Here is a 21,077-nt window from a genome sequence, read left to right on the forward strand (position 1 = left end):
TTGGGCGTCACCCGGCGCCTGGGATCCCCCCGATCATGATCGACCAAGGGCTGTGCATCAGGGGAACGGGCAGTGATCGCCCACCACGTCCACGAAGGAGCGTGAGCCGGGGCTGATCTTGAAGCGGTATTCGGTGTCGTCGATGATCACCGAATGCTGCAGCGGCAGCATGCCCGTGGTCTGGGTTTCCTTGCCGTTCTTGTCGGTGAACTTCAGGGTGACCGGCTTGGCCGGGTCGAACCAGGACTGCGGCGCGCCGTCAGGGCTGCGCGACGTGGCGCCCTCGCCGGAGACGGTGATGGCGCCGTCGGCGAAGCCGGCCGAGGTGTTGGGCCCCTTGTACAGCGAGGTCGACAGGACGAAGCGCTTGGTCTCCGCCTTGCCGCAGGAGCGGGGGGTGCCCGTCTGCTCGATGATCAGGGCCAGGCGGCCGGCATCGACGCCCTCCACCATCTTCTTGGCCAACAGATCCTTCAACCGGCCCAGGTCGCCCGTGGGCACGTCGCGGTCATAGCGCACCTGCAGTTCGCTGACGCGCACCTCGGCGGTTTGCAGCGCCGCTTGCAGCTGGGCGACCTTGCGCTCGGTCTCCTCCTTGGCGGACTGGGCCTGGGTCAGCTGCGTCTGCAGGCTTTGTTCCCGCCGGATCAGCTGTTCCTGCCCCACCTCATAGCTGAAGGCGCAGGCGACGCCGACGACACCGGCCAGCAGCAGGAACTTGCCCAGACGCCCCCAGAAACGGCGGCGGGCCCGGCGGCTGTGATCATAGAGGCCATAACTCATGGTGGCGCCAACACCCAGCAGATAGGTCAGGGAGAACAAGGAATTAGTAAGCCCGGGAAACGAAGTCTCCCGGGCCTGACCCTAGCGGGGCCGCCTCCCAAACTCAAGCGGCTGTCGGCCTATACGCAATCCGGGCCAATGGCGCGGGCGGTGGCACATCCCGCCGCGTCCACGTCGGCTCTCAACCGTTGTGCGACAGCGCCGCGTCGATGGCGGCTTTCAGTTCCGGCGATTCCGGTTCCACCTTGCTGGGGAAGGCGGCGATCAGCGCGCCCTCGGGGCTGATCAGGTACTTATGGAAATTCCACTTTGGCGCGCCCTTGGCGCTGCTGACCCACTTATAGAAGGGGTGGGCCTTGTCGCCGGTCACCGTTTCCTTCTCCGTCATGGGAAAGTCGACGGCGAAGTTCGCGTCGCAGAAGTGCTTGATCTCCTTGTTGCTGCCCGGTTCCTGGTCGGAGAAATCGTTGGCGGGCACGCCCAGCACCACCAGGCCCTTGTCCTTGTAGGCGGTGTAGAGGGCCTCAAGGCCCTTGTACTGCGGGGTGAAGCCGCAGAGGGAGGCGGTGTTCACCACCAGGATGGCCTTGCCCTTGAACTGGCTAAGGGGCAGCGGGTCACCGTCGATGGAGGTGAACTTGTAATCATATGCCGAGCCCGCGGCCGAGCTGGGCAACGGGGTGGCGGCATCGACATGGCGGGCGGTGGCCAGGCCGGCAACGGCCAAGGCGGCCATGGCCAGGCCCCGGAACAGGACGCGGCGGGTCAGCAGGGAAGCGGGCATGGGGTTCTTCCTCGGATATCGGTGGCGGGGCCCCGCTGCCAGGGGCCCGCCTGGTCGCGATACCGGACTATAAACCCCGTAACCGGGTTACCTGCAAAACTAATGCGAGGTGCCGGTGAAGGCCGGGCTGACGAACGTGCCCAGCTTGTTGAAGATCATCCGGAAGTAAATGCGGTTGCCGGACGCCAGGCCGACACGCTGGGCGTAATCACGCTCCATGATCAGGGAGAAGGTGTAGCAGTCGTCCTGGTAGGTGGTGGTCAGACTGGTGGAGACGGGCCCGCCGCCTTCGGCCAGGTTGTACCGGGTGGAAAGGCCCACCGTGTAGTACTTCAGGAAGGACGAGGTCACGCCGCCGCTGACTTCCTGCAGGTTGGCGGTGGTGTCGGCCGTCGTGCCGTTCTGCAGTTCCAGCTTGTTGATGTACAGGTAGCTGCCCGACACGCGGAAGATGGACGGGCCGAACGATCCGGTGAAATCGTGCATGCGCTGGGCGCCGCTGGTCGGATCCAGTCGGAAACCATAGCTGATGTCCATCCATGGGCTGGGGGTCAGTTCCAGGCGGCCGACATAGTCGGACTGGCGGCTGTACAGGCCGGAATTGACCGCGAAGTCGGTGTTGTGCTGCAGGCGGTAGCTCTGACCGAAGAACAGGGTGCTGCTGCCGCCACCATTGCCGTAGACGCCGGCACGGACACCGTAGGTCACGCGCTGGCCGCCATCGAGAAGATCGACGCCGGGGTAGCGGCTGAGGCGGAACAGGTTGGTGGAATCGAACTCGATGTCCTCGCTGTCCTCGTTCGGCAGGTCGCGGCTGTTGTGATAGTTGGGCGCGGCGGTGAAGGCCACGATGGGCTCGATCATTTCCGATACGGTGCCGTCCTCGCGCACGAAGGGCAGGCGGGTCATGATCTGGCCCTGGGGGAAGATGCGGACGCGGGTGAAGTCGTCCCGGGGGCCGCCGTTGGCCGCGTCCTTCAGGTTGCCGATGGCGTAGGCGTCGGTCCGCAGCAGGGCGTTCACGGTGGTGACCATGCCCAGGCTGTTGGTGTAGTCGCCTTGCCAGCCCGAGACCTGGGAAGCGCGGCGGGACCGCACGCCCTGCTCGCGCCACAGGTCCAGGTACTGCGCGTCGAAAGACCAGCGGCCACCTAGCGTATCGCCCGGCTCGCCCAGGGCGCTGTAGGTGATCAGTGGCAGGGCAACCGGCTCTTCCAACGTGTTGGACGGGCGCAGGTCCTGGAAGCCGTAGATGCCGGCGTTGAAGTAGTCGCGGCCGGCGAAATGCTCGGTGTAGAGGCGGCTGGTCAGCAGCTGTTCGGCACTGTAGTTGTAGCGCAACAGGAAGTTGTTGTCGGTGACCCGGTTTAGGTCGAAACCCCAGCGCCAGGAATCGTCGATGTCGAAGCGGCCGATGCCCTGGACCCAGCCGCGCAGTTCCGTCGGGCTGATGGTGCCGGTGGACGACGCCTGCGGGTTCTGCGTGTAGGTCGCAGCCCCCTGAAGTTCCAGATAGCCGTTGGTGAAGCGCTGGCGATATTTCGTGCCCAAAAGCAGGCCATCGTTGGCGCTGGGCAGCAGGTCGAACAGCAGGTCCTTGTCGGGCGAGATGTCGTAGTAATACTTCACCCGCGCGAACATGCCCAAATTGGTATTGTAGCCGATGGTGGGCGTCAGGAAGCCGCTGCGCCGGTCCACCGTGGGATCGGGCATGGAGAAGGCGGGCAGGTAGGTGATGGGCACGCCCGCCACCTCGATGGTGGCGTCGCGGAAGTAGATGTCGTGCGACGTATTGTCGTGCGTCACCTGCTTGGCGCGAATCTGCCAGGTGGGCGGCCGCGTGGGATCGTCCTCGCACAGCTTGCAGGGGCTGTAGGTGCCGCGGGTGACGCGGGTGTAGCGGCCATCGATGCGTTCGGCCTGGTAGCCGGCCAGGCGGCTGTTGTCCTGCAGCAGCATGCGCGACTGGTCGACGAAGGCCTGCTTCTGGTCTTCCGTCAGTTCCGCATAATCGCCGAACATCACCTCGCCGTCCGGCTGGATCATGACGACGTGGCCGCTGGCGGTGATGACGTTGGATCGCTCGCTGTAGCTGATGGTGTCGGCCAGCACGACGTGGCCGCCCTGCGACAGCTGCACGTTGCCGGTCGCGGTGGTGATGCCCAGGTCGTTGTCGGTGTCGACCTGGTCGGCCTCCAGCAGGACGGGCGGCTGCTCCTTCTTCGGTGAGGCCTGCGGGGGCGCAGCCTGGGGGGCGGCGGGCGCTCCCGTGGCAGGCGCCGTTGGCTGCTGTTGCGCCAGTGCCGTGCTGCACAACAGGCCGGCGATCAGGGTGGCGGCGATGGCGGCACGCCGCCGCGCGGCGGCCGTGGGGGGCTGTCCGGTGAGGGGGCTCAACGCGTCGCGCTCCCCGTCAGTTCGCCCGAGCGCACGCAGGGGCTGGGGGTGGGGATGCCGCCGTTCCGGGCCATGTGGCCGATGTCCTTGCTCCGCTTCATGGATCACCTTCTTGCCCATGCCGTGGGCCAAGTCAACACGGCTGGCCCGTTCCACGGGTTCATCTCCCGATATCGTCGGCGCGTGGCCCAGAAACACCATGCTGGGAAACGCCACGGCGGCAGCAGCCCCGCAAGGGGACGGCGGGAATGTCAGGTGAAGGCCTTGAAGGTGATGATGGTGAAGGTGTCCTTGACGCCCGGCAGCGTCTGCAGGCGCTGGGTGACGAAATGGCCGATGTCGGCCTCGTCACCCAGATAGCACTTCATCATCAGGTCGTACTGACCGGAGATGGAATGGACCTCGGAAACCTCTTCCAAGGTTTCCACGGCCGAATCGGCCACGTCGTAGGCCTTGCCCAGTTCGCACTTGATCTGCACGAAGATGGTCTGCATGGGATGCTTCCAAGCCTCCGCCGTTCGCCGTCACGCCTCGGGCGTGTCGGAACCGTCAAAAGTTTCCGGTGGAACGGCGCGGGCCACGGGACGGGCCACACGCAGCATGAAGGCCGGCACGTCGTCGCCGAAGCCGACGACCGTCGGGCCATCATCCTCGTCCCGCCAGCGGCGGCGCGGCTCGCCCCGGTCATCCTGGCGCGGGGGACGGGTATCGTTGCGGCTCCCCTCGCTCCGGTTGCCCTCGCGGGCTTCGCCCCGGGTGTCGCGGTTCCGGTTGCGGTCGCGGTCACGGCCGCTCCGCTCCGAGCGGTCCTGGCGTTCAGGCCGTTCCTGGCGTTCAGGTCGCTCCGGCCGGCGGGCCTCCACCGTCTCTTCCGCCACGGTCCCAGCTTCAGCCTGGACCTCGCGCGGGGGTTCGGCGGCGGCGTCGCTCCGGCTGCTGCCACGGCGGCGGGGGCCCTTGGTTTCGCCACGCGGGCTGGCGCTCCGGGCGGAACGACGGCGGCGTCCGCCGTCGCCCTCGCCCTCGGACATGTCCGGGGTTTCCAGGCCGTCGATCATGATGCGCGGGATTTCCCGGCCGATCAGCTTTTCGATGGCGCCCAGGGTGCGGCTGTCGTCGGGGGTCGCCAGCATGAAGGCGCGGCCGGTCTTGCCGGCGCGGCCGGTGCGGCCGATGCGGTGGACGTAGTCGTCGGCGTGGTGGGGCACGTCGAAATTGAACACGTGGCTGACGCCGGCGATGTCGATGCCGCGGGCAGCCACGTCGCTGCAGCACAGCAGGGCGATCTCACCCTGGCGGAACTGCTCCAGCGTCTCGGTGCGCTTGGACTGCACCATGTCGCCGTGCAACGCGCCGGCGTTGAAGCCGTGCTTGGTCAGGGACTGGTGCAGCACGGCGACGTCGCGCTTGCGGTTGCAGAAGATGAAGGCGTTCTTCACCTCTTCCGTCCGCAGCAGGTGGCGCAGGGCCTCGCGCTTGTCCTCATTGCGCACCATGGCCACCGCCTGCGTGACCGTGGCGGCGGGGGAGGCCGGCGGGGCCACCGTGATCTCGCGCGGGTTCATCAGGAAGGCGTCGGCCAGGCGGCGGATCTCCGGCGGCATGGTGGCCGAGAAGAACAGCGTCTGGCGCATCTTGGGCAGCAGTCCGACGATGCGCTCGATATCCGGGATGAAGCCCATGTCCAGCATGCGGTCGGCTTCGTCGATCACCAGGATCTTGATGTCCGACAGCAGGATGTTGCCGCGGTCGAACAGGTCCATCATGCGGCCGGGGGTGGCGATCAGGACGTCGACGCCACGCTCCAGCTTCTTGATCTGGTCGCCGAAGGATTCGCCACCGATCAGCAGCGCCATGTTCAGCTTGTGGTACTTGCCGTAGACCTCGAAGTTCTCGGCCACCTGCGCCGCCAGCTCGCGCGTCGGCTCCAGGATCAGCGAGCGCGGCATGCGGGCGCGGGCGCGGCCGGACGCCAGGATGTCGATCATGGGCAGGGTGAACGATGCCGTCTTGCCGGTGCCGGTCTGGGCGCAGCCCAGCACGTCGCGGCCCTGCAGCACCCAGGGGATCGCCTTTTCCTGAATCGGGGTCGGCTGGCTATAGCCCGCGTCTTCAACCGCGCGAAGGACTTCCGGGCCTAGCCCAATTTCCGAGAAAAGCATGCGACCTTATATCTGTATGGTGTGCTTCGTTAAAGGACGGGACCCGGCGGAACCGCCGCGCCCCCCTTTGGATCAAGCGCCGGGCCGGCGGGGCCGCCATCCCGCGCCAAGCCCGTCTTCAAACGGGATCGGGGCCGCATCCAGGCCTGTACACGGCGGCCCGGCGCCGCCCATACCGGAACCACGCGCGACTTGGCGGAAGTCGCGGCATGATCTAGGGTCGCGCGTTCGATATCAATTCCAGCCCGCAAGGGCAAGGATTTCCTTTAATGTCAACTGTTGTGTCACCTTCCGCGCCCGAGTCCGGGGCGGAAGGGAAGCCAGTTCTTATCCGGTTGCCGGGTTAATCGTGCGACGCGGCCCATGGCGCTCCCCAGATGCACTGGTCGGCGACAGGGCGGAGGGGCGGATGCTCGACCGGGCCGCCGCCGAGTCGATTGTCGGGGCCGTCCCGGCGCCCGCGTGGCGGCAGTCGACCGGTGCGGCCATCTGCCACCCCCATCTGCCGCTCCTGGAACAGCCGCCGGAAACGACAAGTCCCGGGCAGGAATGGCTAAGCGTGACGTGAGGCGGCGCCAAGGGGATGTTGAGCACCGGACGGCCCTTGTTTTGGCCGGCCGAAGCCCCATCATCATCAATAGATGACACGACTTTGTCACCTGGCCGGTTGCGCAGCCCGCGAGAACTGGTCTAGGCTTCCCTTGTTGGCTCAACCGCCCCTTGCTTCATAAGGACGATATCCATGGTCACCATCGGCATCGCTGCTTTCCTCGGCCTCAGCCTGCTCGCCGCGCTGTCCATCGCCGCCGTGAAGCCGGCCGAAGCGAATGCCCATCATGGGCATGGCGGCCACGGCCATGACGATCATAATCACGGCGGCCACGGCCACTGAGCTTTTCCACTTCTGATTTCCGGTGATGGGCGGCGCCAGGCGGGCAGCCTGGCCGAACATCCGGTTTGTTTGAAAAAGGCCGCAGCGATGCGGCCTTTTTCTTGGCCGCGACCAAGCTGAGCCCCGATATAATCTTATGCGCGGTGTACAACAGTCCGGGTGATCGCCATATGGCCACCTTGCGTGTTTGTTGGGGAACGCACGATGGCCACCATTGTTACCGCAAATAATCGTTCGACGCTGGCGAACAGCGGCACGCTGGTCGTGCAAGGGAACCGCGACACCATCGTCGGATCCGGCAACACCATCACCCTGTTGCAATCGACCATCAGCGGCGTGACCAGCATCGTTGGCGGCGGCAACACCATCGTCGACAGTTTCGCGGGCAACACCATCGCCGTGGGGGGCGGGGTGATCTCCGTCACCGCCACCGCCGATGTGATCACCCTCATCGGCGGCGGCAACATCGTCAATATCAATAACAACAACACCGTCGTCGACAGCTATTCCGGCGACCATGTGTCCTTCAACGGCTTCGCCTCCAGTTTCACCGGCAGCCTGAATTTCCTGACCATCGCCAAAAGCGGCGGCCTGACGGTCAACGGCACCGGCAACCAGGTCACCATGAACGGCTCGGGCACGCTGAACCTCAACACCTCGGGCAACTCCGTCACCGACCTGGGCAGCAACTCCACCATCGTCCTGGCCGCGACCAACCTGGTGGAAACGGTGACGGGCACGGGCGATACCGTGTTCCTGAACTACGCCAGCAATGCCCTGTCGGTAGGCGGCAGCAACATGCTGGTCCAGGCCGCAGGCAACACCATCCATGTCCTGGCCGGCGCCAGCAACGTGACCGTGACTGGTTCGAAGAAGGGGGCCAACCGCCTTTATGCCGGTACCGGCACCATCACCACCCAGTCCGACCTGGCGCTGAACGGCGACGGCACCTCGCTGAACTTCCTGTCCGGCGGCAGCGCCACCTTGACCGGCCCGGCCAGCGCCCGCCCGACCACCATCCTGGGCCGCGACGCAACGCTCACCGCCGCCGGGCCGGGGTTCAACCTCAGCTTGGCGGCCAATGGCCAAACCGTGCTGGGCAATAGCGGGACCATCGGCGTGGCCGCGACCGGCGACCTCATCTCCGGGGGCGGCAACACCGTCACCGTGGCGCTAGGGGCCGCCGCCACCATCAATGGCACCAACAACATCGTCACCGTCGGCGATGGCGGCAGGGCCGTGGTGCAGGGCGCCGGCAATATCGTCACCGCCCTGGGTGGCGCCACCGTGGCCGCGACGGCCGCCGCCACGACGGTGGTGGGCAACGCCACCGGCGCGACGCTCTCGGGCTCGGCCGCCGCCACCATTCGCTACGACGCCAGCGGCATGACCATCAACCTGGTCAGCGGGCGCGCCTCCGTCACGGGGGGCAGCAAGGTCGATGCGCTGACCAACGTGGGCATCCTGCTGGCCACCGGCAACAACGACACGCTGATCGCGGGCAGCGGCGCCACACTGTCGCTGACCGGCACGGGCGACCAGGTCACCCTGGCCGGCGGCAAGAACGTCGTGGTGGGCAGCGCCGCCAGCCGCGCGACCATCACCATCACCGCCAGCAACAGTGCCGAGAGCATCAGCGCCACGGGCGATACCATCCTCGTGCAGGGGACGGGGGATACGCTGACCCTGGCAGGCACGGGCAACCAGGTGACCACCGCAGCGGGCGGCAGCGTGATCCTGGCCGCCAAGGCCAGCGCCACCCTCAATGGTGATGGCGACACCGCGACCATCGCCAGCGGCGCCAGCCTGACGGTGACCGGCGGCAGGAATACCATCACGGCCTCCGACGCGACGCTGACGGTGGCGGCACCCATTGGCGCGGCGGAGACGGTCAACGGCACCAGCAGCGCCATCGCCCTGACGGTCGCCGGCGAAACCCTGACCCTCAGCGGCACGGGCAATAACGTGACGGCGGGCGGTGACGCCATCACCCTGGCCGCCAAGTCCAGCAACACCGTCAACGGTTCCGGCAACGTGATCACGGTCGGCCCCCAGGGCGGCCTGAAGATGACGGGGACCGGCAACACCGTCACCCTGACCGGCAGCGGGGACACGCTGAACCTGACCGGCGCCGGCAACAAGATCGTCATGGCCGGCAGCGGCGCCGCCGTCTCCCTGTCCAGCAACGGGGTGGGACCCAGCGGTGAGCTGGACCTGTTCGTCACCCATGACAAGGTCTGGCTGCAGCGTGCGGGCAACGACCTAGTGGTGGAACAATTGGGGGCGGGGCAGGCGGCGCGCCTGGCGAATTGGTTCACCAGCACCAGCGCCGAGGTCGCCACCATCAAGGCCAGCGACGGCGTGCTGCTGACGCCCGCTGACGTGACCACCCTGCTGGGCAAGATGACCACCTTCACCAACGGCCATGCCGGCTTCAACCCGCTGACCACCAGCCAGACCAGCACCGGCAACAGCTATTACGCCGGTGCCCTGAACGGCGTCTGGCACACGTGAAAAACAAAACGCCCGGACGGTGACTTCCGTCCGGGCGTTCGCCTAAGCTTTCAGCCGGCGCTTAAACGTCCAGGTCCTGCGCGAACTTGGCGTTTTCCTGGATGAACTTGAAGCGCAGCTCCGGCTTGCGGCCCATCAGACTTTCCACCAGGCTGGCCGTGTTCTCCGCGTCGTCCTTCTGCTCGGGGTCGCGGACGTCCGGCACGGTCACGCGCAGCAGGGTGCGGCGCGTCGGGTCCATGGTGGTTTCCTTCAGCTGGCTGGGCTGCATTTCGCCCAGGCCCTTGAAGCGGCTGATCTCCACCTTCTGGTTGGCCTTGAACACGCTGGCCAGCAGCTCGTCCTTGTGGGCGTCGTCGCGGGCGTAGCGGACGTTGCTGCCCTGGGACAGGCGGTACAGCGGGGGCAGGGCCAGGTAGAGGTTGCCGTTCTGGATCAGCGCCGGCATCTCGCGATAGAAGAAGGTCATCAGCAGCGAGGCGATGTGGGCGCCGTCGACGTCGGCGTCCGTCATGATGACGATGCGCTCATAGCGCAGCCGCTCGGCGGAGAAGTCCTTGCCGGCGCCGCAGCCCAGGGCCTGCACCAGGTCGCTCAGTTCCTGGTTGCCGCGCAGCTTGTCCGTGCTGGCCGAGGCCACGTTCAGGATTTTGCCGCGCAGGGGCAGGATGGCCTGGGTTTCGCGGTTGCGCGCCTGCTTGGCGCTGCCGCCGGCGCTGTCGCCCTCGACGATGAAGATCTCGGTGCCTTCGGAGCTTTGGCGCGAGCAATCGGCCAGCTTGCCCGGCAGGCGCAGGCGGCGGGTAGGGGCCTTGCGCGCCATGTCCTTGGCGGCGCGGCGCCGCGCCCGCTCCTCCGCCTTTTCCACCAGGCGGTCCAGCAGCACCTTGGCGGCGTCGGGGGCGGCCGACAGCCAGTGGTCGAAATGGTCCTTGATGGCCGCCTCGGTCAGGCGCACGGCCTCCGCGCTCACCAGCTTTTCCTTGGTCTGGCCCTGGAACTGCGGGTCGCGGATGAAGACGGACAGCAGGATGGTGGCGCCGTCCACCACGTCCTCGGCGGTCAGGGACGGGCCCTTGCGGTTGCCCACCAGCTCGCCATAGCCCTTCAGGCCGCGCGTCAGCGCCTGCCGCAGGCCCTGCTCATGCGTGCCGCCCTGGGGCGTGGGGATGGTATTGCAGTAGGTGTGGCTGAAGCCCTCGTCATCCTCGGGCCAGGCCACCGCCCATTCCACACGGCCGGCCTGGTTGGGGAAGTCGGCCTGGCCCGCGAAGGCGGTGGGGGTGACGGTGCGCCGGTCCTTCAGGGCCGACATCAGATAATCGAGCAGGCCGTTGGGGAAGTGCAGGGTCTCGGCTGCCGGCACGGCGCTGTCATCGGCCAGCAGCGAGGGGTCGCAGCTCCAGCGGATTTCCACGCCCCGGAACAGATAGGCCTTGGACCGCGCCATGCGGTACAGCCGCTCCGCCTTGAAATGGGCGCCTTCGCCGAAAATCTGGGCGTCGGGGTGGAAGCGCACCAGGGTGCCGCGGCGGTTGTTCACCGGGCCGGCGTTCACCAAGGGCGTCAGGGGCACGCCGCGGCTGTAGCTTTGCGTGTACAGCGTGCGGTCGCGCGCCACCTCCACCGTCAGCTGGTCGGTCAGCGCGGTCACGACGGACAGGCCCACGCCGTGCAGGCCGCCGGAGGTGGCGTAGACCTTGCCGCTGAACTTGCCGCCGGAATGCAGGGTGGTGAGGATGACCTCCAGCGCCGACTTGCCCGGATATTTCGGGTGGTCATCCACCGGGATGCCGCGGCCGTTGTCGCGGATGGACACGGTGCCGTCGGACGCCAGTTCCAGGTCGATGCGGGTGGCGTGGCCGGCCACCGCCTCGTCCATGGCGTTGTCCAGCACCTCGGCCACCAGATGGTGCAGGGCGCGTTCGTCCGTGCCGCCAATGTACATGCCAGGGCGGCGGCGGACAGGCTCCAGCCCCTCCAGGACCTCGATGTCCTGGGCGGAATAGCTGTCTTGCTTGCGGGCGGTATTCTGAAACAGGTCGCTCATACCCCATTATAGGAGTGGGCGTCGCCGCAGTTCAAGGACCGGGGCGGCGGGTCAGCCCCGATAACCACCACATTTTGTAAGGATGGACGCGGGTATCCTCCAAATCAGGTGCCCGGCCAGGAGTGTGGACCCCAGGAGTATGGAACAATGAACGACCAACCGCCCACCCCCGATTTCTCCACGGCGCCGGCGCTGCGCACCTTCGCCATGCCGGCGGACACCAACGCCAACGGCGACATCTTCGGCGGCTGGGTGCTGTCGCAAATGGATCTGGCCGGCGCCGCCAAGGCTGTGCGCCGGGCGCGGGGCAAGGTGGCGACGGTGGGCATTGAGGCCATGAAGTTCTACCGCCCGGTGGCGGTGGGCGATGAGCTGAATTGCTACACCGAGATCCTGGCCGTTGGCCGCACCTCCCTCCGCGTGCGCATCGACACCTGGGTGCGCCGGGGCGCCACGGGCGAGGCGGTGCATGTGACCGAAGGCGTCTTCACCTACGTCGCCATCGGCGAAGACGGCCGCCCCCGCCCGGTTGAGGCGGAGTGATTTAACTTCCGGGCCAGCAAAAGCACCCCCCAGCAAAAGCCCCCCTAGGCCCCGACCGGGGCCGCCGCAGCGAGCACCGCTGTATACGGGAAAGGGGCGCGCAGCGAGGATAGCCAAGGGGCGGATGCCCCGCCGGCGCCTGAGGCAAACGAACAAACGAAAACAGGCCCGTTCCGATGCGGAACGGGCCTGTGAACGCTAGGCCAAAGCCCCGACGAAGTGCTTAGTTGCCCTTCGGGGGTTCGGTCGTGGAGGGCTCCGGCGTGGCCGGGGCCGGGGTGGCGTCGGACGGGGCCGGCGCCGGGGTGGCAGTGCTGTCAGCCGGGGCGGCGGCCGGCGGTTCGGCGGCCGGCGCCGCAGGGGCGGCAGCCGGGGCTTCGGTCTTGGCAGGGGCCGGGGCGTCGTGCTTGTCGCAAGCAGCCAGGCCAACCAACAGAACCGGGGCGAGCATCAGGGCTTTAAAGCGCATATTCCTCTCCTTCTATGCGTCTTTACGCGCGGATTGGTTCCGCACGTCTTGACGTCGTGGCCCGAGGCTCCCGAGCCACGACAATGATTTTGCAGCACCTTCCGGCGGAATTAAGGCAACGCGGCCGGCCAATGCGGGAAACCCTGCCGGCGCGTTAACCACGACGGAACGCTACCGCCTTGATAACACGCCAGTCTGGACATCATTCCAAGCAGGAATTCGTCCTAAGCCTTTTTGACCCGGGGGCGGGCGGCACTCAACGGGGATTTCCGTCTAGTCCTTGGGTGCGGCAAGCCGCCGCAACGCCAGGTCCAGGGCCGACTTCAACTGTCCCGCGGAATATGGCTTTTGCACGAAGCCCAACGGATAGGTCAGGCTGGCCCGGGCCATGGTCTGCTCGTCCGTGTAGGCCGATAGGAAGACTGATCGCAGGCTGAATTCGTTTCTGAGTCGCCGGGCCGTGTCGATTCCATCCACGGTGCCCTTCAGGCGAATGTCCATGAGGGCCAGGTCGGGATGGCTGCTGGCGGCCAGCGCGACGGCCTCGGGTTCTGACGCCGCGATGCCGCAGACGTAATAGCCCAGATCCTCGACCGTCAGGCGAATGCCCAAGGCCACCAGGGCGTCATCCTCCACGATCATCAAACGGACTGCGGCGTCATCGCCGTCGTCGGCGTCCCGGTTGATTTCTGCCTGACTCATGCTTCCCCTGACTGGTCATCCCCGACGCGATGCCTTGTGGAAGCCGCCCCCCGGCGTGCGCCCCACGCATATCCTCATACCCAGGCCTAATGGCCAGGTCAGGCCCCAAGGCCCCATTGCAACACTGTTCCTTCAGTAGGTACAGCAAGCCATGAGCCTAAACAATTCAGCCAGATGATCGAAACTTTCGGGGTTACACTTTAGGGATTATTGCTTTTGTTCCGGTGTTGGCGTTTGGGGCGGGGGGCCGGACCGTTGCGCCGCGCACAGGCGGATGCGCTCCACCGCCTGGTCCACCGTGCGTCCGCCGCCTTCCAACTCGGCGGCCATGGGCCGGAAGAAGCCCTCCACCTGGTCCGCCGCGGTGGTGCTGCACAGCCCCTCCAGCGGCAGGGTCAGCGCGCCCAAGGTGGCGGAGGAACCCCGGGCGCGCAGATGGGCCATATTGGCCTGTACCCAGGCCCAATAGGCGGGAACGTGACTGGATTCACGCCCCTGGCCGCGAATCAGCATGTTGACCTCGTTCAGTTTCAGCCAGGGCGCGAACACCATGTCGCGCACCTCCGCCGCCAGGGTGGGGTCGGTCACCCGGTTCAAGGCGTCCAGCGCCATTTCCCGCTCTTCCGCGTCGGTGGAGGATCGCAGCTGGTCGACCAGGCCGTTGATGTAGGGACGCCCCAGTTCCTGGGCCATGACCGCCATGCCCGTGGCCCGTATCTCCGCGGGCGGCTGGGTGTCGGACGTCCGCATCAACGCCATCAAGCGCATCCGCACGTCCTCGTCCCGCAGCTCCAGCGCCAGGAAAGCCACCAGCCGGTCGCGCAGCAGGGCGGTGTTTTCCGGCGCCACCCGGTCCAGCTTGCCTGGTGTCAGCCCCACGCGGGCCAGTACCGGCCGCCAGGCCTGCAGCAGGAACAGGCGCAGGGCGGCGCGGTCGCTGTCGGTCGGCGCCTGCTCCAGCAACTGCTTGAGCCGGGGGAAGGGGGCGGAGGCCACATCCCAGGCGGGCACGGTGGCCAGGCTGACGGCGGCGGTGAGGTATAGCGACTGGGGCTGGTGGCCGGCCGCGACTTCGCCCCACAGGCTTTCCAGCAGGGCCAGTTGCTCCGCCGCCGGCAGGCGCGGCAGCACGGCCAACAGCCGGCGCCAGTGTTCGGTCGTCAGCGACAGCCGGAAATAGCCGCTGCCGGTGGCGTTGGGAATCAGCACCGCCGGGCAAGCGGACTGGTTGAGGGGAAGGGCCTGGCGCGTCGCCGTCACCATCATGCAGGTGGTGGTGCCGGCCGCGCCCGGCCGCACGCACAAGGGCAGGGTCCAATGGGCCGCCGTGGCGGCCTCGGAACCCAGGGGGCGGTACCGGCGCTGGGCCGTCAGAACCTGCAGCCCGGTGCGGGGGCAGGTCCAGCCCAGCGACAGGCGCGGCACGCCCGGCAGGTTGATGTAGGAGCGCAGGGAATCGACCAGCACCGGGTCATGCACCGTGTCGGCCAGGGCGCCGAAGAAATCCTGGGCCGTCGCCACGCCGTCGATGTGGCGGCGCAGGTGCGTGGCCACCGCCTTGCGGAAGGCGTCGGGGCCGATATAGCCCTCCACCATCGACAGCACGCCGGCCCCCTTGCGGTAGGTGATGTTGTCGAAGGCGGTTTCGATGTCGCTGGTGGTGGCAATGGGCTGGTGGATGGTGCGCGTGGAGGCAAGGGAGTCCAGATCCATGGCCTCCAGCGCCTCCTGCTCCACCACGCGGGCGGTCAGCATGCGCGGCTGCCAGGCATCCACCGCTTTGGGCGCCAGCCAACTGGCGAACGCCTCGTTCAGCCAGATGTCCTCCCAGCCGGCCGGTGTCACCAGGTCGCCGAACCATTGGTGGGCGATTTCATGGGCGTGCAGCACCAGGAAGCGGCGGCGCGCGTCCACCGTGTCATCGGCCTTCACCAGCAGGCGCTGCTCGCTATAAATGATGGTGCCGGCGTTCTCCATGCCCACGGCGTCGAAGTCGGGGGCCGCGATCAGGTCCAGCTTGCCGTAGGCGTAGGGGATGCCGAAATAGCGTTCCATCGTCAGGAACAGGCCGGGCGTGACCGACAGGGCATAGGCCAGGCGCGGGCCCTTGCCATGCAGCGCCACGCCGCGCAGGGGGATGGGCCGGCGGCGGGCGCCGCTGGGCGGAATGGTCGGGCCCTTCACGATGTCCAGCGGCCCCACGGCGAAGGCCAGCAGATAGGTGGGCAAGGGCCGGGTGGGTGCGAAGGTCAGGCGCCTGCCGCCACCGGGCACCGCCTCCTCCCGCACGGGCAGGGTGTTGGTCACCGCCTCATCCCCCGCCTTCACCGTCAGCGTGATGTCATAGGGTGTCTTGAAGCGCGGCTCGTCGAAGCAGGGCCAGGCCTGGCGGGCGCTGATGGCCTCGAACTGGCTGAAGGCGTAGTTCAGCCCCTTCTCGCTGACCCGATAGAGGCCGTCCAGCGAGGGGTCGAAGGGGGCGGTGTAGGTGAAGCGCAGGGTCAGGGTCTGCGGTGCCAGCGACCGGGGGAAGCCCATGCGGGCCACGCCGTCCGGTGTCACCTGGTCCCAGGTGGCGGGCAGATGCTCCCCCGCCGCCGTCACCACCTCGGCGGACGCCATGTCCAGGTCGCGGCCGTTCAGCCAGATATGATCCGCCGCCTTGCTCAGCGCGACCTTGATTTCCACCTGGCCGGAATATTCGGTCTGGTCAGGGTCTATGGTCAGGTTCAAACGGTAGCGCAAGGGTCGCACCGTATCGGGCAGGCGCACGGTGGGCACCACCTCTTCCGTATCGGCCTGCGCCTTCAAGGGCTTGGGCTTGGCCGCCCAGGCGTCGGCCCGGGGCGGCAGCAGGGCCGCGAGGACTAGGGCCAGGAACAGGGCCGTGAGGCGGGGCAGGGTGGGCAAGGCGGTCGGTGTTTCCTGGCTGGGCGGTCGTCGAGTGCCGCGCACTATGACCGTGACGTTCCACAGCGCGCAACGTCCCGATGCGGCTAGGACTTCGGGCAAGGGGTGGTACCCGTGCATGGTCATGCAAGCGACGCTGTTCCCGTGTAGGGTGTCGCGACTTTAACGGACCGAAGGCTTGGAAATATGCGGTGCTGGGCGCGGGTAGCGGCGATTGCGGTGATGGCCGGAATGGCTTGGACGGGAGCGGCGCGGGCGGCGGAGCCCACGATGCCGGCGGCCAAGCCGCTGGTCTATAAACAGCCCCTGCGCGACAAGCTGTTCTATGGCTTGACCCTGCTGTCACGCGACCCGCAGGCGCTGGCGGCCGTGGCGACCGCGCCGGAACTGAACCGCCTGGCGGCAGAGCGCCGCGCCCGGGCGCGCGGGGCGGTGGAGGCCTGCGGCGGCGACACCGGCTGTTACATCCGCGGCTTCGACTGGTCGGACACGGAGGTGGCCGCCGCCGGCCAGGCTTTGGCCGCCGCCCTGAAGGCCCATCCGGAGGCAACGCGACGCCTGGCGACCGCCCTGGACGCCAGCGGCCTCTACCCCGCGGCGCCGGGCCAGGACGCCGACGTGGTGGTCCGCGCCTGGACGCAGGCCGCGACCACCGCCCACCACATCCTGGCGGTCTATGGCCTCGGCGAGAAACCACGCGGCCCGGCCATCGATGGCCCCGCCTATGACGTGGCCACGCCGGTCTATGGCACGCTGGTGAAAAGCGCGGTCTCCGTCCTGGTGGACGGCTTGGCGGATGACAGCCCGTTCTTTGAGCCGACCGAGGCGTTCGCCCTGCTGCTGTTGCAGATCAACCGCCGGGACGAGGCCGGCCGGTTCGAACCCATGGAGGCGGGCGAGAACAAGGCGGCGGTGGCCCGCCTGAAGACCGTCAACTGGGCCAAGTATCCCTACACCGCCCTGGTGGTGCCGGGCTATGGGCCGGAGACGGCGGGGGTGGCCCTGTCGGCGCCTGGGCTGCTGCGGGTGCAACTGGCGGCCAGGCGCTGGCGTGACGGCAAGGCGCCGGTCATCATCGTCAGCGGCGGGAACGTCCATCCCAACCAGACGCCCTATAATGAGGCGCTGGAGATGAAGAAGGCCCTGGTCCAGGACTATGGCATACCGGCGGACGCCATCCTGGTGGAGCCGCACGCCCGCCACACCACCACCAACCTGCGCAATGCCGACCGCCTGATCTATCGCTACGGCATGCCTATGGACCGCAAGGCCCTGGTGGTCACCGACCTGGGGCAGAGCGGCTACATCACCGAGGACCGCTTCGCCACCCGCAACCAGGAGGACCTGGGCTATGTCCCCTTCACCGGGCTGGAGCGGGTGTCGCCCTTCGACGTGGCCTACCTGCCCACCCTGTCGGCCCTGACGCTGGACGCCGGTGACCCGCTGGATCCCTGAAGCGCATCAGCCCTGCTTTCCCGCCGCTGGATCATAAAAAACCAGACGTTATGGTGTCGGCGCAATTAAACTGCGCCGACATCAGGCGCGGCGAACAATAGGGAACTGAAGCATGGGTAGGCAGAAGGTTGAGGTGGCGTCCGCCTGGGGGGAGGCCATCGGCTATTCGCGGGCGGTCAAGGCCGGCGACCTGATTTTCGTGTCCGGCACCACCGCCAGCGGCGGCCCGGACGGCAAGGCCTTCCACCCCGGCGATGCCGGCGGCCAGGCCAAGGTGATTCTGGAGCGCATCGTGGCCGCCCTGGCCGAGCTGGGCGCCGGGCCGGAGCATGTGGTGGAGACCCGCATCTACCTGACCGACATGGCCACCTGGCAGGATGTGGGTCGCGCCCACGGCGCCGTCTTCGGCGGGGGCAAGCCCGCCACCACCATCGTGCAGGTGGGGCCGCTGATCTCTCCCGACCTGCTGGTGGAGATCAGCGCCACGGCTTCGTTGGCGCCGTAAGGCTGGCGCGGGGCATGGCGCTGATCGTCAGGCAGGAGGGCCCGGATGACGCCGCCGCCATCGCGGCGGCGGTGCGGCGGGCCTACGCCGACGTGCCCTACAGCGACCATCGTGAGCATTTGATGATCGCCCGCCTGCGCAGCAGCGCCGCCTGGATACCGGCGCTGTCGCTGCTGGCGGAGGAGGACGGCCGGGTGGTGGGGCACATCTTGCTGACCCGGGCCGCCATACGCGGGGCCCGAGGCTCCACCCCGACCTTGGCCCTGGCGCCCCTGTCCGTCGTGCCGGAATGGCAGGGGCGGGGCGTGGGCGGCCGGCTGGTGAGGGCGGCACACCAGCGGGCGCGGGACTTGGGCTACGGCTCCGTCGTCCTGGTCGGCATCCCGGACTATTATCGCCGCTTCGGCTACCGGCCCATGGCGGACCATGCCATCGCCGTGCCCTTCACGGTGCCGGCGCGGAACTGCATGGTCCTGGCACTGACGCCCGATGGCCTGAGCGGCGTTGAAGGCATGGTGCAGTACGCGCCGGAATGGATGGACGGCTGAGGGACGGGCTAGCGACCGCTAGCGTCCATACTGGACAGCGACACCGTCACCGCCGATAGTTGGGCCACAATAATCTGGGAGGCCCGCCCGTGACTGGTACAGAAGCCATCGCCCACCGCATCTGCCCGCTGTGCGAGGCGTGCTGCGGCCTGGAGGTCACGCTGGTGGACGGCGCCGTCACCCGCATCCGGGGGCACGAGGCGGACGTGTTCAGCCACGGCTACATCTGCCCCAAGGGTGTGGCGCTCAAGGATTTGCATGAGGACCCCGACCGGCTGCGCACGCCGCTGATCAAGCGCGACGGCCGCTTCGTCGAGGCCACGTATGAGGAGGCCTTCGCCGAAATCGAGCGGCGGCTGACCCCTCTGCTGGAAACCCACGGCCGGGACGCGGCGGCGACCTACATCGGCAACCCCGCCGCCCACAAGATGGGCCTGCTGCTGTACACGCCGGTGCTGGCGCGGGCCCTGGGCACGCGCAACATCTATTCCGCCTCCACCCTGGACCAGATGCCCAAGCAGTTGTCCAGCGGCCTGATGTTCGGCCATTGGCTGAGCATTCCCGTGCCGGATATCGAGCGCACCAAGCTCATGGTCATCCTGGGGGGCAACCCCATGGCGTCCAACGGCAGCCTGTGGACGGTGCCCGACTTCCGCGGCAAGGCGCTGGATCTGAAGGCGCGCGGCGGCCGGCTGGTGGTGATCGACCCCCGGCGGACGGAGACGGCGGCCCTGGCGGATGAGCATCATTTCATCCGCCCGGGCAGCGACGTCTTCCTGCTGGCGGCCCTGGTCCACACCCTGTTCGGGGAGAACCTGGTGCGGCTGGGCCGGCTGGCGGACCATGTGACGGGTGTTGAGGAACTGCGCGCCGCCATCGCCCCCTTCACGCCGGAGCGGGCCGCCGTCCACACCGCCATCCCGGCCGACACCATCCGGGCCCTGGCGCGGGACCTGGCGGGCTCGGCGCCGGCGGTGCTGTACGGCCGCATCGGCACCTGCACCCAGGAATTCGGCACCCTGGCCAGCTGGTTGGTGGACGTCGTCAACGTCCTGACCGGTAACCTGGATGCGCCCGGCGGGGCGATGTTCCCCAAGGCCGCCGCCTTCGCCGCCAATACGGTGGGGAAGGGCGGCACGGGGCGCGGCGTGCCGCTGGGCCGCCGCCGCTCCCGCGTGTCGAACGCGCCGGAGGTGTTCGGTGAGCTGCCGGTGGGATGCCTGGCGGAGGAGATCGAGACGCCCGGCGAGGGCCAGGTGCGGGCCCTGTTCACGGTGGCCGGCAATCCCGTGCTGTCCTCGCCCAACGGCGACCGTCTGGCCCGGGCGCTGGACCAGCTGGACCTGATGGTCAGCGTCGACATCTACCTGAATGAGACGACGCGGCATGCCGACGTCATCCTGCCCGGCGTGTCGCCCTTCCAGGACAGCCATTACGACGTCGCCTTCCCGCAGCTGTCCTATCGCAACCACGCCCGCTACAGCCCGGCGCTGCTGCCCCGGGGCGAGGGCGTTTTGGCGGAATGGCAGGTGCTGCTGAAGCTGGCGGCCATCGCGGAAGGCAAGGGGGCCGATGCCGACCCGGCCGCCCTGGATGATGCCATGGTGGCGGCGGAGGTGGGGCGCTGGGCCGGCGACCATGCCGCCGCCGTCCTGGCCGCCGTTTCGCGCTGGACGGGGCCGGAACGCCTGCTGGACTTGGCCTTGCGCGGCGGCCCCTACGGCGATGGCTTCGGCGCCAAGCCGGATGGCCTGACTCTCGCCAAGGTGACGGATAGCGTGGGCGGCATCGACCTCGGCGCCCTGCAGCCCCGCGTCCCCGAGGTGCTGCGCACCCCCAGCGGCCGCGTCGAGCTGGCGCCCGACATCCTGGTGGCGGACCTGGCCCGCGCCGTGGCGGCGCTGGACCAGCCGGCACCGGATCTGGTGATCATCGGCCGTCGTGACCTGCGCTCCAACAACAGCTGGATGCACAACCTGCCCATCCTGGCCAAGGGGCCGTTCCGTTGCACCGTGCTGGTGCATCCGGACGACGCCCGCCGCCACGGCGTGGTGCACGGCGGCAGGGCCCGCCTGTCCCGCACCGGCCGGGTCATCGAGGTGCAGGTGGCCGTCAGCGCCGACATGATGCCCGGCGTTGTCAGCCTGCCCCACGGCTGGGGCCACGACGCCGACGGCGCCCGCCTGGGCCTGGCCAGCCAGCGCCCGGGCGCCAACCTCAACGCGCTGCTGGACGAGAATCTGCGTGACCCGCTGTCCGGCAACGCTGTGCTGAGCGGTGTAGCCGTGACGCTGGAACCGGCGCCGCTGCCGGCAGTGCAGGCGGCGGAGTAGCCAGGTAATGGGGACATTGACGTAGGAACA

At 68.0% G+C, this 21,077-nt stretch carries 16 protein-coding genes; 7 read left to right on the plus strand and 9 right to left on the minus strand.

Annotation, left to right across the window (positions count from 1 at the left end):
- Window positions 1-57: 57 nt before the first annotated feature.
- The 5 genes from FBZ88_RS07655 to FBZ88_RS07675 all read right to left on the minus strand — a co-directional run bounded on the left by FBZ88_RS07655 (window position 58) and on the right by FBZ88_RS07675 (window position 6,126).
- The gene (locus FBZ88_RS07655) at window positions 58-822 is read right to left on the minus strand and encodes a hypothetical protein (protein WP_145609230.1); all 765 of its coding nucleotides are present in this window, start codon (window positions 820-822) and stop codon (window positions 58-60) included.
- Window positions 823-964: 142 nt separating this feature from the next.
- Window positions 965-1,567, minus strand: a complete 603-nt coding sequence (locus tag FBZ88_RS07660) for a glutathione peroxidase (RefSeq protein WP_145616163.1) — start codon at window positions 1,565-1,567, stop codon at window positions 965-967.
- 99 nt (window positions 1,568-1,666) lie between these two features.
- Window positions 1,667-3,964 (minus strand): LPS-assembly protein LptD, encoded by a 2,298-nt coding sequence (locus FBZ88_RS07665; RefSeq protein ID WP_246138552.1) that lies wholly within the window; start codon window positions 3,962-3,964, stop codon window positions 1,667-1,669.
- A gap of 251 nt (window positions 3,965-4,215) precedes the next feature.
- Window positions 4,216-4,458, minus strand: coding sequence for an Lrp/AsnC ligand binding domain-containing protein (locus FBZ88_RS07670; protein ID WP_004273252.1), 243 nt, complete (start codon window positions 4,456-4,458; stop codon window positions 4,216-4,218).
- Window positions 4,459-4,488: 30 nt separating this feature from the next.
- The gene (locus tag FBZ88_RS07675; protein WP_145616165.1) at window positions 4,489-6,126 is read right to left on the minus strand and encodes a DEAD/DEAH box helicase; all 1,638 of its coding nucleotides are present in this window, start codon (window positions 6,124-6,126) and stop codon (window positions 4,489-4,491) included.
- A gap of 742 nt (window positions 6,127-6,868) precedes the next feature.
- Here FBZ88_RS07675 and FBZ88_RS30140 point away from each other — a divergent pair.
- Entirely contained in the window at window positions 6,869-7,018 is a 150-nt protein-coding gene (locus tag FBZ88_RS30140; protein WP_186464265.1) for a hypothetical protein, read from the plus strand.
- 204 nt (window positions 7,019-7,222) lie between these two features.
- The gene (locus tag FBZ88_RS07680; RefSeq protein WP_145616166.1) at window positions 7,223-9,532 is read left to right on the plus strand and encodes a beta strand repeat-containing protein; all 2,310 of its coding nucleotides are present in this window, start codon (window positions 7,223-7,225) and stop codon (window positions 9,530-9,532) included.
- A 61-nt stretch (window positions 9,533-9,593) separates the two neighbouring features.
- Here FBZ88_RS07680 and parE read toward each other — a convergent pair whose 3' ends face one another.
- Window positions 9,594-11,582, minus strand: a complete 1,989-nt coding sequence (gene parE, locus FBZ88_RS07685; RefSeq protein ID WP_145616168.1) for a DNA topoisomerase IV subunit B — start codon at window positions 11,580-11,582, stop codon at window positions 9,594-9,596.
- A gap of 147 nt (window positions 11,583-11,729) precedes the next feature.
- Here parE and FBZ88_RS07690 point away from each other — a divergent pair, with 147 nt between their 5' ends.
- Window positions 11,730-12,125 (plus strand): acyl-CoA thioesterase, encoded by a 396-nt coding sequence (locus tag FBZ88_RS07690; protein WP_088871636.1) that lies wholly within the window; start codon window positions 11,730-11,732, stop codon window positions 12,123-12,125.
- Between the two features lie 223 nt (window positions 12,126-12,348).
- On the opposite strand, the gene FBZ88_RS07695 is transcribed toward FBZ88_RS07690, so the two are convergent.
- The 3 genes from FBZ88_RS07695 to FBZ88_RS07705 all read right to left on the minus strand — a co-directional run bounded on the left by FBZ88_RS07695 (window position 12,349) and on the right by FBZ88_RS07705 (window position 16,206).
- Entirely contained in the window at window positions 12,349-12,594 is a 246-nt protein-coding gene (locus tag FBZ88_RS07695) for a hypothetical protein (protein ID WP_088871635.1), read from the minus strand.
- 273 nt (window positions 12,595-12,867) lie between these two features.
- Window positions 12,868-13,296 (minus strand): response regulator, encoded by a 429-nt coding sequence (locus FBZ88_RS07700; protein WP_145616170.1) that lies wholly within the window; start codon window positions 13,294-13,296, stop codon window positions 12,868-12,870.
- 207 nt (window positions 13,297-13,503) lie between these two features.
- Window positions 13,504-16,206 carry a M1 family metallopeptidase gene (locus FBZ88_RS07705; protein ID WP_186464266.1) on the minus strand — a complete coding sequence of 901 codons (2,703 nt, stop codon included), beginning with the start codon at window positions 16,204-16,206 and terminating at the stop codon, window positions 13,504-13,506.
- Between the two features lie 231 nt (window positions 16,207-16,437).
- Between FBZ88_RS07705 and FBZ88_RS07710 the strand changes: the two genes are divergently transcribed.
- The 4 genes from FBZ88_RS07710 to FBZ88_RS07725 all read left to right on the plus strand — a co-directional run bounded on the left by FBZ88_RS07710 (window position 16,438) and on the right by FBZ88_RS07725 (window position 21,047).
- On the plus strand, window positions 16,438-17,661 hold the full coding sequence (locus FBZ88_RS07710) for a YdcF family protein (protein ID WP_145616173.1): 1,224 nt from the start codon (window positions 16,438-16,440) through the stop codon (window positions 17,659-17,661).
- A gap of 112 nt (window positions 17,662-17,773) precedes the next feature.
- Window positions 17,774-18,166 (plus strand): RidA family protein, encoded by a 393-nt coding sequence (locus tag FBZ88_RS07715; RefSeq protein WP_145616174.1) that lies wholly within the window; start codon window positions 17,774-17,776, stop codon window positions 18,164-18,166.
- A gap of 14 nt (window positions 18,167-18,180) precedes the next feature.
- Window positions 18,181-18,714: a GNAT family N-acetyltransferase gene (locus FBZ88_RS07720; protein WP_145616176.1), complete on the plus strand. Its 534-nt coding sequence runs from the start codon at window positions 18,181-18,183 to the stop codon at window positions 18,712-18,714.
- An 89-nt stretch (window positions 18,715-18,803) separates the two neighbouring features.
- Window positions 18,804-21,047, plus strand: coding sequence for a molybdopterin-dependent oxidoreductase (locus tag FBZ88_RS07725; protein ID WP_186464267.1), 2,244 nt, complete (start codon window positions 18,804-18,806; stop codon window positions 21,045-21,047).
- Window positions 21,048-21,077: the final 30 nt, after the last annotated feature.

The organism is Nitrospirillum bahiense (assembly GCF_007828025.1).
GTDB classification, from domain to species: Bacteria; Pseudomonadota; Alphaproteobacteria; order Azospirillales; family Azospirillaceae; genus Nitrospirillum; species Nitrospirillum amazonense.